The organism is Anaerobacillus sp. ABR4_321 (genome assembly GCF_056158505.1).
Map to the genome: position 1 here is coordinate 3,427,393 of NZ_JBSWTK010000001.1, position 14,969 is coordinate 3,442,361.

19 protein-coding genes and 1 pseudogene are annotated in these 14,969 nt (G+C 42.9%); 5 read left to right on the forward strand and 15 right to left on the reverse strand.

All coding sequences use genetic code 11. From position 1 onward, the window contains the following. Positions 1–24: 24 nt before the first annotated feature. The 3 genes from ACXADT_RS17945 to ACXADT_RS17955 are packed head-to-tail and all read right to left on the reverse strand — an operon-like array spanning position 25 to position 1,593. Positions 25–582: a DEAD/DEAH box helicase family protein gene (locus tag ACXADT_RS17945; RefSeq protein ID WP_474832200.1), complete on the reverse strand. Its 558-nt coding sequence runs from the start codon at positions 580–582 to the stop codon at positions 25–27. Further along, entirely contained in the window at positions 579–1,031 is a 453-nt protein-coding gene (locus tag ACXADT_RS17950; RefSeq protein ID WP_474832202.1) for an NUDIX hydrolase, read from the reverse strand. Before ACXADT_RS17950 ends, ACXADT_RS17945 begins: the two co-directional genes overlap by 4 nt. A 4-nt stretch (positions 1,032–1,035) precedes the next feature. After that, positions 1,036–1,593 (reverse strand): GNAT family N-acetyltransferase, encoded by a 558-nt coding sequence (locus ACXADT_RS17955; protein WP_474812814.1) that lies wholly within the window; start codon positions 1,591–1,593, stop codon positions 1,036–1,038. 123 nt (positions 1,594–1,716) lie between these two features. Between ACXADT_RS17955 and ACXADT_RS17960 the strand changes: the two genes are divergently transcribed. Further along, the gene (locus ACXADT_RS17960; RefSeq protein WP_474832203.1) at positions 1,717–3,501 is read left to right on the forward strand and encodes a M3 family oligoendopeptidase; all 1,785 of its coding nucleotides are present in this window, start codon (positions 1,717–1,719) and stop codon (positions 3,499–3,501) included. Between the two features lie 255 nt (positions 3,502–3,756). Here the strand turns inward: ACXADT_RS17960 and ACXADT_RS17965 are convergent, their stop codons facing one another. Continuing rightward, positions 3,757–4,128, reverse strand: a complete 372-nt coding sequence (locus ACXADT_RS17965; protein ID WP_270181316.1) for a VOC family protein — start codon at positions 4,126–4,128, stop codon at positions 3,757–3,759. A 137-nt stretch (positions 4,129–4,265) separates the two neighbouring features. Here ACXADT_RS17965 and ACXADT_RS17970 point away from each other — a divergent pair, with 137 nt between their 5' ends. Then, entirely contained in the window at positions 4,266–4,490 is a 225-nt protein-coding gene (locus ACXADT_RS17970) for a hypothetical protein (protein ID WP_270181315.1), read from the forward strand. Here ACXADT_RS17970 and ACXADT_RS17975 read toward each other — a convergent pair. The 9 genes from ACXADT_RS17975 to ACXADT_RS18015 form a co-directional block, all read right to left on the reverse strand. Next, positions 4,487–6,943, reverse strand: a complete 2,457-nt coding sequence (locus ACXADT_RS17975; RefSeq protein ID WP_474832205.1) for an EAL domain-containing protein — start codon at positions 6,941–6,943, stop codon at positions 4,487–4,489. The genes ACXADT_RS17970 and ACXADT_RS17975 overlap by 4 nt on opposite strands. A gap of 351 nt (positions 6,944–7,294) precedes the next feature. Next, positions 7,295–7,546, reverse strand: a complete 252-nt coding sequence (locus ACXADT_RS17980; RefSeq protein ID WP_474832206.1) for a hypothetical protein — start codon at positions 7,544–7,546, stop codon at positions 7,295–7,297. A 40-nt stretch (positions 7,547–7,586) separates the two neighbouring features. After that, positions 7,587–8,033, reverse strand: a complete 447-nt coding sequence (locus ACXADT_RS17985; RefSeq protein WP_474832207.1) for a hypothetical protein — start codon at positions 8,031–8,033, stop codon at positions 7,587–7,589. An 8-nt stretch (positions 8,034–8,041) separates the two neighbouring features. Next, positions 8,042–8,290, reverse strand: coding sequence for a hypothetical protein (locus ACXADT_RS17990; protein ID WP_474832208.1), 249 nt, complete (start codon positions 8,288–8,290; stop codon positions 8,042–8,044). 84 nt (positions 8,291–8,374) lie between these two features. Next, the gene (locus ACXADT_RS17995) at positions 8,375–8,782 is read right to left on the reverse strand and encodes a carboxymuconolactone decarboxylase family protein (RefSeq protein WP_474832209.1); all 408 of its coding nucleotides are present in this window, start codon (positions 8,780–8,782) and stop codon (positions 8,375–8,377) included. A 178-nt stretch (positions 8,783–8,960) separates the two neighbouring features. Beyond that, positions 8,961–9,887 (reverse strand): helix-turn-helix domain-containing protein, encoded by a 927-nt coding sequence (locus ACXADT_RS18000; protein ID WP_474832210.1) that lies wholly within the window; start codon positions 9,885–9,887, stop codon positions 8,961–8,963. 207 nt (positions 9,888–10,094) lie between these two features. Further along, entirely contained in the window at positions 10,095–10,625 is a 531-nt protein-coding gene (locus ACXADT_RS18005; protein ID WP_270181308.1) for a chromate transporter, read from the reverse strand. Further along, positions 10,622–11,182 (reverse strand): chromate transporter, encoded by a 561-nt coding sequence (locus ACXADT_RS18010; RefSeq protein WP_474832211.1) that lies wholly within the window; start codon positions 11,180–11,182, stop codon positions 10,622–10,624. Before ACXADT_RS18010 ends, ACXADT_RS18005 begins: the two co-directional genes overlap by 4 nt. A gap of 26 nt (positions 11,183–11,208) precedes the next feature. Continuing rightward, a complete protein-coding gene (locus ACXADT_RS18015) occupies positions 11,209–12,819 on the reverse strand; it encodes a gamma-glutamyltransferase family protein (protein WP_474832213.1) in 1,611 nt (536 codons plus the stop codon). Between the two features lie 198 nt (positions 12,820–13,017). Here ACXADT_RS18015 and ACXADT_RS18020 point away from each other — a divergent pair, with 198 nt between their 5' ends. Then, positions 13,018–13,485 carry an Lrp/AsnC family transcriptional regulator gene (locus ACXADT_RS18020; protein WP_474832214.1) on the forward strand — a complete coding sequence of 156 codons (468 nt, stop codon included), beginning with the start codon at positions 13,018–13,020 and terminating at the stop codon, positions 13,483–13,485. 9 nt (positions 13,486–13,494) lie between these two features. Here ACXADT_RS18020 and ACXADT_RS18025 read toward each other — a convergent pair whose 3' ends face one another. Together ACXADT_RS18025 and ACXADT_RS18030 are read right to left on the reverse strand one after the other, a co-directional pair. Continuing rightward, a complete protein-coding gene (locus ACXADT_RS18025; RefSeq protein ID WP_474832215.1) occupies positions 13,495–13,773 on the reverse strand; it encodes a hypothetical protein in 279 nt (92 codons plus the stop codon). A gap of 247 nt (positions 13,774–14,020) precedes the next feature. Next, positions 14,021–14,089: pseudogene (locus tag ACXADT_RS18030) on the reverse strand (YjcZ family sporulation protein); the annotation flags it as partial. Between the two features lie 207 nt (positions 14,090–14,296). Here ACXADT_RS18030 and ACXADT_RS18035 point away from each other — a divergent pair. Together ACXADT_RS18035 and ACXADT_RS18040 are read left to right on the forward strand one after the other, a co-directional pair. Continuing rightward, complete coding sequence (locus ACXADT_RS18035) at positions 14,297–14,536, forward strand: hypothetical protein (RefSeq protein ID WP_270181302.1); 240 nt, start codon at positions 14,297–14,299, stop codon at positions 14,534–14,536. 188 nt (positions 14,537–14,724) lie between these two features. Beyond that, entirely contained in the window at positions 14,725–14,811 is an 87-nt protein-coding gene (locus ACXADT_RS18040) for a YjcZ family sporulation protein (RefSeq protein ID WP_270182026.1), read from the forward strand. The last annotated feature ends 158 nt before the right edge of the window (positions 14,812–14,969 follow it).

Here is a 14,969-nt window from a genome sequence, read left to right on the forward strand (position 1 = left end):
TCACATCGATTCGCTCTCTTTTCTCTATAACATAAACCGTTCCTTTATCATATGTGCCACTTCTTCTGGTTTCAGGTTTTCATTATTGATCCGAAGATAATGTTGTTGATCGATCTCACCTTCATACGAATTTAACCTGTTTGTTTTCAACGTTTCAAGCAGGTTGTGTTCAGATTGTTCGATGTTTCTTTTCGTAGGCTTTTGTTCAAGACGATACGGAGTACGGTTACGTTTTAACCGTTCGTCAACATTCGCTTCTAATTCTACGAAGTATAGCTCTGCGCCTTCCGAGGTAAAAAACCTACACATCTTCTCGACGCTATCCCAGTCCTTCTTCTCATCGAAGGCCCATACGTATGTAAAAATCATGCCGTATTGCTCGCTACGCGCGAACGTTTTAAATATTTCCTCGCGAAACAATGATGAGAGTCGCCACATTTCTGAACTGAACCCAAATAGCGGCGCGAGTGGATCGATGGTCATATGGTTATGAAAAAGTTTCAGTCCCGTTAGCTTCGCTAACTCAGCTCCGACCGTCATTTTCCCAACGGCCTGCGGTCCGAATATCAAGACAAACTTCATACGCCGCTCTTCCCTACATACGTTTCGATGTAATGACGGTACTCATTCGTTAAACCATCCGGGAGATTCTCTACGGAAAAGTAGCGCATGTCTAAGGACTCCGACTCATCCATCGTGATCGTACCCTTAACATCCCTCGTTACATAAACCGCGGTGACCGAATATAGTTCATCACCGTTTGAAACCTTGAGGTAATAATCCGATCCCGAAAAGACATCCACGAGCTCCAGGCTCCCTATCGTTAATCCGGTTTCTTCTTTCACTTCTCTTCTTGCAGTTTCTTCAAGACTCTCACCGAGTTCCATGATGCCACCAGGCAGTCCCCATCCTCCATCAGTTCGATGCTGAAGCAGCAGTTCATCCTTATCATTAAGGATAATCACAACAGACCCAGGTAAGATGAGCGGTCTATGACCTACAAGCTCTCTTAATTCTTTTACATAATCCAATGATTTACCTCCTTCCGCGACTCCATTCCTTATTCAAGATCGCATACAAATATTCGCTTCCCCACTCACCTTTAAACCAGATGTTTTGAACAAAATGACCTTCTCTTCTCATTCCGAGGTTTTCTAGTAACCTTACCGACCCTTCATTTTTCACATCCGTAACAGCGAATGCGCGGTGCTTCTTAAGGTCTACAAATAAATAGTCTAAAAGCGTTGTTAACGCTTCGTAAGCATACCCTTTTCCTTGAAACTTGCGTGCTAGGGTAAATCCGATCTCAACCTGACGTGGATCTTCTGCTAAAGGATGCACAACGCAATCTCCGATCAAATCATTCGTTTCCATGAGCTCGAATGCAATTTGATAATACTCACCGGGTGCATCGAAACGAGCATTCGCCATCTCTTCAAAGAACGCGATGCCATCTTCTTTCGTATAATCGTCCCACGATTGATATCGCGCGACGTCAGGATCAGCGCGGTACGCGACGAACTCATCGAGATCGGACTCTTTGAATGGTCTTAATGCTAATCGTGCACTTTGAATCGGACTAAATTCTTTCATACTCTCACCTCACACCTTCATTTTACACTACATACAAAACTATCATAATTTTCTCTCAAATACATGAATTTTTTTCCTTTTTCTAGTAACCTAGTACGTAGAGTGAAAAAAGGGGGATTATCGTTGGAACATACATTAACAAAACGATGGGATTTAGACAGTATTTATCCAGGTGGAAAACACTCAGACAAACTACACCAGCACTTCAATGAACTAGAGAGCGAGATACCAGTTTTAATTGATCAAATGCATTGGCCTCTCCCTACAAAAGAGATTGAGCAGCTTTTACAAAAGGTTCAACACATCATCTTGAAGGCTTTTCAAATCGATGAGTACTGCATTTGCCTCTCTTCACAAGATACACAGGATCAAGAATCAATGAAATTAACGGAGCGAAGCACGAAGCTTCAAACGAAAGTGAAAACGTTAAAAGCGGAGCTTGATGGCTTGTTCTCGAAACTAAATGAAGAAGAATGGCATCAGTTATTGGAATGTGATTCGCTTCAATCCGTTAAGCCTTACCTTTTACAGAAAAAACAAAGCAAGAAGCTGCCACAGTCAATTGAAAATGCGATCAACACGCTCTCGATCAACGGCATTCATGGTTGGGAAGATCATTTCGAACAGCTTTTATACAAGCTAGAAGTGCCTCTTTCTGAAGGAGATGAAACGAAGAATCTATCACTATACGAAGCATTCATCCAATCTCATTTTGATCAAGACCGGAACAAAAGGGAATCTGCTAGTAAAGCGATCCGTCGGGTACTCGAGCCACAAAAAGATACCTTTGCGTCGATCTTCAATCACTTTGCTGGGTTTCGCCTTGATACATACGCATTAAAAGGCTACGAAAAGACGCAAGCTGAATTCTATGAAAAGAATCGGATCGGCGAAGAAGCGATCACAAGCATGATGAATGCTCTTCGAGAACACAATGAGAAGGAACAGCGTTTTTTACAAAGGAAAGCGGAGCTTATGGGCCTTGAGAAACTCAGTTACTACGATATCGACGTTCCGTACTTTTCTTCGAAAGCAAGCATCGACTATGAACAAGCGGCAGAAATCGTGAAAAAGCAGTTTCATCTGTTTAGTGAGGATATGGGGACGTTCGCCGAGCGTGCGTTTGACGAACAGTGGATCGATGCCGAGAAGAGGAAGACGAAACAGTTCGGTGCATTCTGTGCAAAGATGCCGTTAGAGGACCAAAGTCGTATCCTGCTTTCTTTCAACGGTGATTATCAAGATGTCGTAACATTAGCGCACGAACTCGGGCATGCTTATCACAATTCGATTCTACAAAAGGAAGAGGCATTTTCACAAGAAACCGGATCTTCCCTTGCCGAGAGCGCGTCAACGTTCGCTGAAAACCTTGTTCTAGACGCTGCCATTCAACATGCCGAGACAGTCGAAGATCAACTGTCACTTCTCGAAATGAAGATTACGAATGGAAATAAATACATATCCAACATTCCTTACACATTCGACTTTGAAAAGCAGTTTTATGAAAAGCGCAAATCAAACAAGCTCAGTGCTGACGAGCTTTCAGACCTTATGGTTGAAACGGAAAAGCGCTGGACAAATCATGCGTTAGCAGAATACAATCCATACAATTGGATGACGATTTCACATTACTACTCTCCTGAAAAGCCGTTCTACACCCTTTCGTATACGGTAGGATACCTTTTCAGCAACGGAATCTACGTACAATCGAAGCAAGGGAGCGAAGGTTTCTCCGACGAGTATGTAGAGCTTCTTCGACACACAGGTAAAATGTCGATCGAAGAGCTAGGCGCAACGTTTCTTAACGAAGATCTAACTAAAAGTGAATTCTGGAAACAGTCTCTTCAACCGATCAACGACGCAATCGATCAGTTTATTGAACTAACAGATAAGTATGTGAAGGAGTAACTCCGGCAAAAGAAGCCCCTATGCGAGGGGCTTCTTTCATTCTATTTACGACGCACTTTCTTATCATAAAGCGATACCCCCCATAGAGAGGCGATCCCAATGAAAAAAATACCTAACCCTGCAAAAAATGCACCGATGTATAACAAGCCCATCTACTCAACCTCCTATCGGAGTAGCTTTTTAATAAACGTGCAAATGAAAAGCAGTTCGCAAAGGATACCGCGTACGATATACCTTTTCTGAACTGCTTACAATTTATCGATGCTGATCGAGAAGAATTGGATTTCCGTCAGGATCTTCGAGGGTGATGCTTGCAGGACCTTCTCCAGATTCATCCGCTTCAGAAATCAATTCGATGCCGCTTTCTTTCAGATGCTTCTGCAACTCGCGGATATCCGTGAAGGAATCCAAGTTCTCCGCATTTTCATCCCATCCTGGATTGAACGTGAGGATATTCTTATCGAACATGCCCTGAAATAAGCCGATGATGCAATTGCCATTCTTCATGATGAGGTAATTATGAGACATATCTCCGCCCATGTCACTAAAGCCAAGTTTCTCATAAAATGCCTTTGACTTCTCAAGGTCTTTTACCGTTAAACTGATCGAGAATGCTCCTAAATTCATAGTTCCTCCTTATGTAATACGTATTTTAACGATGGTTCACTTCCACTTATTCAATAAAAAGACCGCTACTCCTTCTTGTATTTAGACATGCACCTATACTTCCCCTTTCAATAAGATGATGTGAAGGAGTGTTGCCTATGCCTTGGCATCAGAAGATTCAATATTTAATCGGTCACCCTGTGGGCATCTCATTAACGAATGGCCAGGGGACGTCTGGCGTGTTATGCGGTACGTCACAAGGTAAAGTGTTAGTGATGGAATATTTGTATCAAGCCCAATTCGCCCTGAAACAATACGATTTTTCGATGATTCAGGATATCAATGGTTTTCCACCTTGTCAGAACCAACAGCCGTTATATTAACTGGAGGCCTCTTGATTGAGAGGCTCCTTTTGTATGTTTAAGCTCAATTCCTTTTTAATAAACTTCGCTGCGATCTGATGCTGCGGCAAAGGCGGACTACACAGATACCCCTGATACTCATGGCATTTACTTTCAATGATCTTATTCAACTGCTCAGGCGTTTCAATACCTTCCGCGATCACATTCAAACCAAGCTTCAGAGCCATATGCACGATTGTCTCCACAACTGCCTTGTCCCTTTGATTCTCATGAATGGCCTGCGTGAACGATCGATCGATTTTCAATGTATCTAATGGGAAATCTTTTAAATAACTAAGAGAAGAATAACCTGTTCCAAAATCATCAAGTGATAGTTTGACGCCCATCATTTTCAAACGATGCATGGTAGGAATTGCGTGTTCAGGTTCTTGGACACTACTTTCTGTTAGTTCAAGCTCCAAATAAGATGGATCTAAATTGGTTTCTTTCAAAGTCGCCTTGACGATGTCAGGAAAGTTCGGTTGTTTAAACTGGATGGCAGAAATGTTCACTGAAATATGAGTCAACGTATGATCATCATCTACCCATTCCTTAAATTTAATGCAAGCTTCCCGTAAGATCCACTCTCCCATCGGAATGATTAAGTTTGCTTCTTCAGCGAGAGGAATAAATTCTCCTGGTGAGACGAGACCGAGCACAGGATGATTCCAGCGAACGAGTGCTTCAAATCCTATAACCTTCTGTGTGGCCACATTGACCTGCGGTTGATAATAGACTTCCAGTTCTTCTCGTTCAATCGCCTTACGAAGGCCTGTTTCAATCATCATTTTCCTTGAAATCACTTGGTCGAGCTCGTTCGTAAAAAAGGAATACTGATTCCCGCCTTCCTTCTTCGCTTCATACATAGCGGTATCCGCATGCTTTAACAACGTGTCCGCATCCGTACCGTCCTTGGGATATAAGCTGATGCCAACAGATGTTGATGTATAGAGTTCTAATTTATCGATAAAGAAAGGTTCAGCGATTGCTTGAATGATTTCCTTCGCAACGTTTCTAACCTGATCCTCACTCGTTTCCGTTAATACGATCACAAATTCATCTCCGCTTTGTCTTGCTAATAAATCGTTTGAAGTGAGGCAAGACTGCGTTCGTCTGGCAACCTTTTTTAAAAAATGATCCCCAACGCGATGACCGTAAACATCATTTATTTGCTTAAAACGGTCTAAATCTAAAAACATAACAGCGATGGTTTGAGCACGAGCAGCTGCTTCTTCAATACATGAAGATAAGTGATCATACAGCATCCTTCGATTCGGCAAATGCGTTAAGTCGTCACGATAGACGAGCTCTTCAATTCGCTTTTGGCTTTCGATTCGTTCCGTTATATTTCGAATGATTCCTGTAAAGTAAACATTCGCTCCATCTTTGATCGTTGATAAAGAAAGTTCGATCGGAAATGCGCGGCCTGATTTATGTATACCTTCTAATTCTACGGTTTGACCTGTTCGTTCATCGTTTCCCTCTCCCTGATCCTGGTGCGCATTTTGAAAACCAGTTGGCAAGATTTTCTCAAGAGGTGCCTCGATGACTTCCTTCGAATGATACCCAAAAATTCTCTCCGCAGCTTTATTCCAAGATAAGATGTTCCCCTCATGGTCAGCAGTTATGACGGCATCATTCGCGGATTCGATGATCGAACGATGCATACGGTCAATAATCGCAAAACGATGATTGCTATCTTCAATCCTTGCCTGATATTTAATGACGATGACCGTAAACGCCATGATTAATAAAACGCCACCAACGACTAGATAGCCTAATGTATCTTGATCAATGCTTGAATCCATTTGAGGAAGAATAGCTACGCTCATTCCGTCGAAGGAAGCCGCTGCCATCCCTGTATAATGCATCCCTGTGATCGCGACTCCCATGACGCACGCACTCGTCCATAGCCTCCACTTGCAACTAGCTGTTTGAGCATAAGAAAGAAAAAGTTTTAACGCAGTATAAGAAGCAATAAATGCAATACAGACAGAGAGTGCTACTAACTTCCCATTGTATGTAATGGCTGCTGGCATCTGCATCGCAGCCATCCCAATATAGTGCATCGAAATGATCCCCATTCCGATAAGACCAGATCCAAGTAAATAGGTACTCGTTTTATTAACCTCTAAACTGATCACGTAAAACGCGATCGCACTTGAGACGATGGAGAAAAGAATACTGATGGACATCAATAACGGGTCGTAGGTTACCGTCATGTGGGTGTCATAAGCGAGCATTCCCACAAAATGCATCGACCAAATCCCAGCACCCAGCGTAAAACTCCCTATCGATACCCAAACGATACGATCGTTCCCTTTCGAACCTAGCAAGCGGCTCGCAATATGTAACGATGTAAAAGCAGATAGGACCGCAATTGCGAAAGACAATGATACCAACCAAACATTATACTGACTAAACTGATCCCCCATCATCCATCTCTCCCTAATCCCTAACGACGTTTTTCGATATGTTGTAACCAACCTAACTCCCTTATAAGATGGATGAACGTTCTCCCCTTGTAGGTTGCTAGTAGTTAATCTTATCATTAGTTTTGTATAACGACTATTTTGTAGGTGAAGCAAATGTGTTTTCCTCCGTTGACGAACCTTCCAATAGGACGATTGGAAGGGTCCTTAACACAAACACTCACCAACCCATATTCTACCATACTAAAGCATACAAAAATGCCCTGTATTGATATACAGGACATTTTGCATACATACGCTAAACCCTTACATGACGGGGTTCGACATCAATCGAGCTAAAACGGGTGGTACCTGTCACCTGAGGTATAGCGCAACCGATGTCACGATTAGTCCAAAAGCAAACATAATTCCTCCAGCGACTATAAAGTTGTTGATAAAGCCCTGGACAGCAATATGGTAATACTCCATATTTGCCCCTCCTTCTTCAGCTAACCAGTTCTCAGCTATCTCTGTACCGAAATCCACACTAAAGAAAAGCATGATTATGCCAATCAATCCTACTAATGAACCTAAAATCAAGGCAGCTCGAAGCTTATCTTGATCCATTGTATACCTCCTAACTTGTCATCGATCACATAACCGAACCCTAGAGTGAATGCTGTATAACGTCCTTAATGTCATTGATGCTCCCAACCAACGTTAAAGTAGGAAATAGCATAAATGCCCCTGCCTGAAGCAAGCTCCTTTTAAGGGAACGCCTTCTAATAAAGTCGATTCCTGCCCAAAAAATCGCCACGGTCACCGACGTGAAGAAAAAGAAATAGTCTTGTGGCAGTTGATCGATTCGCTCACTCAGGTAAGTCATCCTCCACTCATTTTCTTCTTCCGGGCGGTAGGTGATCTCTTCATCTTTCATTCCCATTATTGTATAAGTTTGTAGGGTCGCTTTGTCTTCTGTTGATTCTATCAATTCGTAACCATTAGGTGCGAACCCAACCGGATATGCAATAAAATAAGACACTGAAACCGCAATAATTAAAAATCCTATGTAGAAAAGAACAAGCCTGATTTTCTTTAAGACATCTTCACTCATGTTTCACCTCACATGCTATCTGACTCACAACGACACTCATACTCTTTGAATGTAAATTCTCTATGTAACGTGATGTTTTTAAAATCACTCGTCTCTGACTCATACACTCTTACAAGTGGTGCAACATCTTGCTTCGCGAAATCCTTTACCTGAGCTTCCATTTCTGATGACGAATTAATAGGATACTCATTCATATCTACAAACAAATCATTATGTTCACAAACATCATAGGTCACAGCAAGGTAATACTTTTTCATAATGTCTCTTCCTCATTTTTAATAGATTTGTAGAACGCATCACTGTTTTCACACCACAGTTCGCGAACCTTGTCCACTCTTCGTTTAAGGCTGCAATTTCATTAACGCTCCGAAGTGCTGTTGAGCAGTGGTGAAGCAGATAAACGCGAAGAGCTCGCTTATCTCTTCCTCAGAAAAAGACTCCTTTAATACATTGATTATGGAGGAAGACACATCGCCGTTTTGTTTTAAGTATACTTCAGCAAAGCCGGCCGCAAGAGAGGTTTTCTCACCGAAAAGGGATGGATCTGGTTTCCCCTTCGCTTTACAATATTCACAGCCATTCTGTTGAGCCAACGTTCTTCTTACTTGTTCTTTTAACGTTGAAGTAAGGATACCATCGTTTTCAAGTACATCTCCTAACGATGACCATGCCTTCATCACATCAGGATTATGTCCTAGAAGCTTTTGGAACGGTGTGTTCCCTACATCAGATTTTTGTATGATCGTCATCTTCATCACCTATAAGTTCAGTTTATCTTTCAACCACATTTTACCATACTCATAATTCGTTTTGAGTAAAAATAGCAACACTAGCATTCTAGCAAAGAAAAAATTACCCTGTGCTAATGCACAGGGCAATAAAACTAGTCGACACCAATCGAGCTAAACCGTGTGGTACCTGTCACCACTACTTCCTCATTTGTTCCTCGATGGCTGTTAGGTCGATGAATGGCAAGATGGCATTCACTTCTTTTATGCCTCCATTCGCTATAGCTTCTAACGCAATACGATTTAACAGCTCTTTCTTCAAGAATGGGGCGATTGCTGTGATGGAGTCCACTCCATTTATTTCAACACTCCTCTTCGCAAGCTCACTCAAAGCTGCTTCACTCATAAATGGTGCGAGTGCCGGTAAGTGTTGTACGCCGCGTAATTCGTATTCCCTTCTAGCACACTCGTCGATAAACTCTTTGTTTAAAAATGCGGCGACCGATGATAATGTCTTTATCCCTTTATGCTCAAGTTCTTTCCCTGCTAATTCCTCAAGAATCTCCAGGCTTACAAATGGGACGATTGAAGTGATCGAATGAAGACCATCCTGTTCAAAACCCTTTACGGCAATGTAATCAATCGTTTCATCACTTAAATAAGGCGCAACAGAAGACAACCCTTCAAGACCACTAGATTCCATATGCTTCTTTACGAGCGTATCGATAGACGCCTGGCTAATATAAGGGGCGATATGAGAGATATCATCTATTGAAAATTCACTGTTTAGCTGCTGATACACACGCTCTGCTTGATCTGTCGTAAGAAGAGGTGCTGCATTCAACAACTCTTCTTTTTCCACCGAGTGTATGATGAGGGTGTCACTTTCAGCAATAGTCTTAACTAGTTCCGTTCCAATATCCCCTTGCAAAATGTGATCGATTGTAACACCAAACTCACTAGCCAGCTCCGGAAGTTTTGCGATATCAGGCATCGTAAGCCCCCGTTCCCAATTACTGATGGCTTGATAACTTACCCCTAACTTATCAGCCAATGCCATTTGTGTAACATTGCTTTCTTTTCTCAAAAACGCAATTTGCTTCCCTACCTTTTTCATGTCGAACATGTGAATCACCTCTTTGATTAGTATAGATTCATCGTATCGTTTTCATAGAGGTCTGCCTATCAACTTCTGCTTGAGTGATAGACGTTACATAACTCAACTAGAAATTGAGTAGTTTTGAAAAAGAGACGATAGAAACAAATATGGAGGCTCTCAAGAAGAGAACCTCCTTCAGTATGACATTCTTTGACTAAAACCGGGTGGTACCTGTCACCCTAAGAACACGGCGCCATATACAAGGGAGCCCACGATTACGAAGGCAGGGTGTACCTTCATCCGTTCCATCAGTATGAAGCTGGCGGCGATGAGAAAGATCGTTTGCAAGAAGCCCGCTCCTTCGTAAGAGCTTGCAAAGAATTGAAATGCCATAACGCCGAGTAGGATGGCAATCGTAGGTCTGATGAGCGCTGTCATCAGCTTGACCTTCGGTGAATCCTTAAATTTATAGAGGATGCTCAATAAGACGACCATTAAGATGAGCGACGGAGCGACTGTTGCGAATACGCCTACGAACGCACCGAGAACGCCTCCCTGTTGAAAACCGATATAACCTGCCATCTTCGTCGCGATAGGCCCTGGTAATGCATTCGCCATCGCGAGCATCTCACTGAACTCGTTCACACTCATCCATCCGAAGCGTCCGACTACTTCATTCTCGACGAGAGGGATCGATGCAGGGCCTCCCCCATAGCCAAGAATCCCTGGTATGAAAAAGGCGACGAAGATCTCCCAATAAATCATGACACCTCCCCTCCTTTTTCATCCTTTTTTGAAGGCTTAAGAAGCGCATAAAGCAACAACACCCCGATGACGATTCCAGGGTGAACGCCAGCGATTTCGATTACTACAAACGAAACGAACGTCATCACTAACGTAAGGACCCACCCCAATTTCCCCTGTGCTTTACGAAAGAAGTCATACGTTAATACGGCAAGCATCACACCGACAACAGGAACAACCGCCTGCGTCATTCCCTGAACCCAGGCTTTGTCACGGAAACTGGACAAAAAGGTTAAGAGGACGATCATGATCGTGATCGTTGGTACGATCGTTGCCAGAACGGCATTCATCATTCCGGTGATTCCGGCAACGCGGTGACCGATGTAGCCGGCCATCTTCGTTGCGATCGGCCCAGGTAGCGAATTACCTAGAGCAAGAATATCCGCAAACTCATCATCACTAAGCCATTTATACTTTTCGACTACTTCTTTATGCACAAGAGGAATAGATGATGGCCCGCCTCCATATCCAAGCATCCCCACTCTAAAAAAGGCAAGGAATAGCTGCCACTGTTTCATGAAGTACCACCTTTCTACTTCTCGCGTTAGTAAGCTGCGATTGAACCATCTGTTCGAGATTCGGTTCCACCATACAGTGTACCAGTTTGGTGGTCGCGCCAAATCATTTGCCCTCTTCCAAACGCACCTTTTTCGAGCTGAACTTCAATCTCGTGCCCTTTTCTTCTTAGTGATTCCGCAAGGTATGGTGGGAATGTAGATTCAACCCATACCTTCTTCCCCTCTGTCCATTGCCACCTCGGTGCATCGAGTGCAGCCTGTGGATTTAAATGAAAGTCGATTAGATTTGAAACGACCTGTACATGACCTTGCGGCTGCATAAAGCCACCCATGACACCAAACGGTCCGACGGCATTCCCATCCTTCGTAAGAAATCCTGGGATAATCGTGTGGTACGTACGCTTACCGCCTTTAAGCGCGTTGTCGTGGTCTTGATCCATAGAAAAATTATGCCCTCGATTTTGCAGGGCAATTCCTGTACCTGGCACGACCAACCCTGAACCGAAGCCCATATAGTTACTTTGAATGAACGAAACCATATTGCCTTCTGAATCAGCCGTCGATAAATAAACCGTTCCTCCTTTTGGAGGCTCTCCTGGTGCTGGCATCAGCGCTTCGTCAGAGATGAGCTTCCTACGTTCATCACCATACTCTTTTGATAACAACCCTTGAACTGAAACCGACATCTCACTTTGTTCTGTGATATATTTCTGTCCATCAGCAAACCCAAGCTTCAGCGCTTCGATCTGCTTATGGTATGTTTCCACCGAGTCTTTATGATCGAACTCGAATCCGTTCAAGACATTAAGTGCAGATAGTGCGATCAACCCTTGGCCGTTTGGAGGGATCTCCCACACATCATAACCCTTATAGTTAACAGAAATCGGGTCAACCCACTCTGGTTTATAGGAAGCGAGATCATCCTTCGTGAGGTATCCATCATATTTTTTTGAAAAAGAAGCGATCTTATCAGCTAGTTCACCTTTATAAAACGATTCCGCATTCGTTTCGCCAATTTTTCGTATAGTGTCTGCGTGACCTTGAGACCTCCACACATCACCTACTTCAGGTGCTCTACCATTCGGCGCAAACGTTTCGAACCAATGCTCGAACTCTTTATCTGTCAGCGCTTCACGAAACTGTTCGTACGCATTCTTCCAGAACTTAGCTAATACCGGTGATAACGGATATCCTTCTTCTGCATAGCGTACTGCAGGTTCGAGCGTCTCTTTAAGGGAGAGCTTTCCGAACTCGCGAGATAGCTCAGCCCATGTTCCCGGAGCTCCCGGAACGGTGACAGGCACCCATCCATACTTTGGAATTTCATCGTAACCTCTACTGTTTAAGGAATCGATTGAAATCGATGCTGGCGCAGGACCGCTCCCGTTCAGACCGTAAAGTTTTCCTTTCGTCCAAACAAGCGCAAAAGCGTCACCACCGATTCCGTTCGATGTCGGTTCAACTACAGTAAGCGTTGCAGCCGTTGCAATCGCAGCATCGATCGCATTGCCCCCTTTTTTCAAAATATCCAGACCCGCTTGAGCTGCAAGAGGCTGAGACGTTGCGACCATGCCTTTGTTGGCGACGGTCGTCATCCGTTGAGACGTATAAGGGTGGTGAAGATAATCGGTTGTCATCGTTAATAAGCTCCTTTCATTACCAGTTCACTGATTCACTTATTTTCAATTTGTTTATAGTTGTTCATATATCTATACTATTTGTTAATCAATTATGTTATTTTAATTAACAAACGGATACATCCAATTATAGATGAAATGTTTTGAAAATTGAATCCTTTTTATGAAAAACATAAAATTGAGTTAGGATGTGAAACGATGAAAGAGGACGGTAAGCTCAAGATCGATGACATCGATAAGCAAATCATCGTACTGCTCGTAGAGGATGGCCGTATGTCTTACGCGGACATCGGAAAAGAATTAGACCTCTCCCGTGTCTCGGTGAGGTCTCGCGTGAATCAGCTTATGGAATGTGGGGTGATCGAGAAATTTTCATGTGTGGTAAACAGTGAAAAAGTAGGTAAAGGGGTGTCAGCCTTTTTCGAAGTGGATTGTGAACCGAGGGCGCTCGTTGAGGTGGCAGAAAACCTGGCAAACAATCCATATGTTGCGAGCTGTTACCAGATGACTGGACCAAGCACCCTTCATATGCACGTACTTGTACAGGATTTCATTGAATTGGAGTCGTTTGTAAACAATGAATTATATGCACTTGAGGGAATCACAAGAGTGGAATCGCATATCTTGCTGAGAAGGTTTAAGAGCAGAAGTGGATTAAAGTTATAGTTTAAGCCTTTAAACAGTAATTGCTTTTTTGTTATCATCTCTTTTTAAACAAATCTCTATGTAAAGATGGGTCATGGCGTAAGAAAGTGTTTTCTTACTCAAAAGGATATCAGGCGATCTCCATATCGTTCGATAAAAATCTGTTATCGTTGCCTCGATTACCGCTTCATCGAATCCCATGTTTACGGCGATTCGATAGAGATGGGTATCATATTGATCATAGAGGAGTGTCAATGCGTCCTTCTCCTTATTCATGATGCGACTGATCAGATCAAGATCTGAAATCATTTTTACTCCTCCTAGGTACCGAATACTATGATAAATTCCCTATTCCGAAAAACTCAAACTAAAGATATTTGAATTCAAGATTTTTTTATATAAAAAGAGGGCGCCACTGGCACCCTCTTTTTGTACGGACCTTTTTGTATGTTTGGTCCGATTCTTCCGGCGATTAGTAGCCGTATCCGCCACCGTATCCGCAGCCTTTTCCATATGCAGGCGCTACATTGTTACATCCATAAGCACCGCCAAGTGCAGCTGCACCTACGATGATTAGAAGGATAAACAATACAACGATCAAAGCAAAGCCTTTTCCAGCTCCACCTCTGTAAGCTCCTTGAACATCACACTTTTCACTCATTCTGATTCCCCCCTTTTCATTTCTTTACAGCGTATGAAATGGGTGAATGGTTTGTTCGGGCACTCAGCAAATTTATATTTTTAATTGAATACCGGCTACCCGTCCATGCGAATGATGGCTTGGTTACATAAACTAGTACCGAATACTACGAATTATAGAAGAGGTGAAATTATGTCTTATCAAGATCATTTCGGTAGTAACGTTGGCAGATGCGTAGAAATTCGCTGTCATGATGGAAAAGTACATCGCGGATATGTTGATCACTGCGACAACAACCACGTCTACCTTCGTCCATTAGACGGCGGAGACAGTGGTCCAGGGTATGGAAGCTACTTTTTCTTCGGTGCTGCGCTTATCGCAGTAGCATTCGCTTCGATCGCTGCTTTTAGCTACGGACCTTTCTTCTGGTAATCTAGAAGTAGCCTTTAGTAGATTAGATAGACCTATTCGTCGCACCCCTCACCTCCCGGATCAGGATCCGAGAGGTTTCTTTTTTTTATAAAACTAGTTTTAGCTTGTCTTCACATCTTTCAAACTTCTACATAATCTAGTAGTAAGAGAGGGAATTTCCTCTTATTTAGGATTTGGGAGGGATATTCATGTCAGGATACAACAAAAACTTCGCGTTGATCGTGGTATTGTTCATTTTGTTGATCATCGTTGGTACTGCTTACTGTAAATGGTAAGATTTCATAAAGTGAAGGCACCTAAATAGGTGCCTTCATTCGTATTGAATATAGTGGGGAATTTCGTTTCGCGGATAAAAACTCGTTTTAGCGGATATAATTTGATATTCGCGGATAAATAGCGAAAAGCGCGGATATATCCTGGTTATCGCGGATAA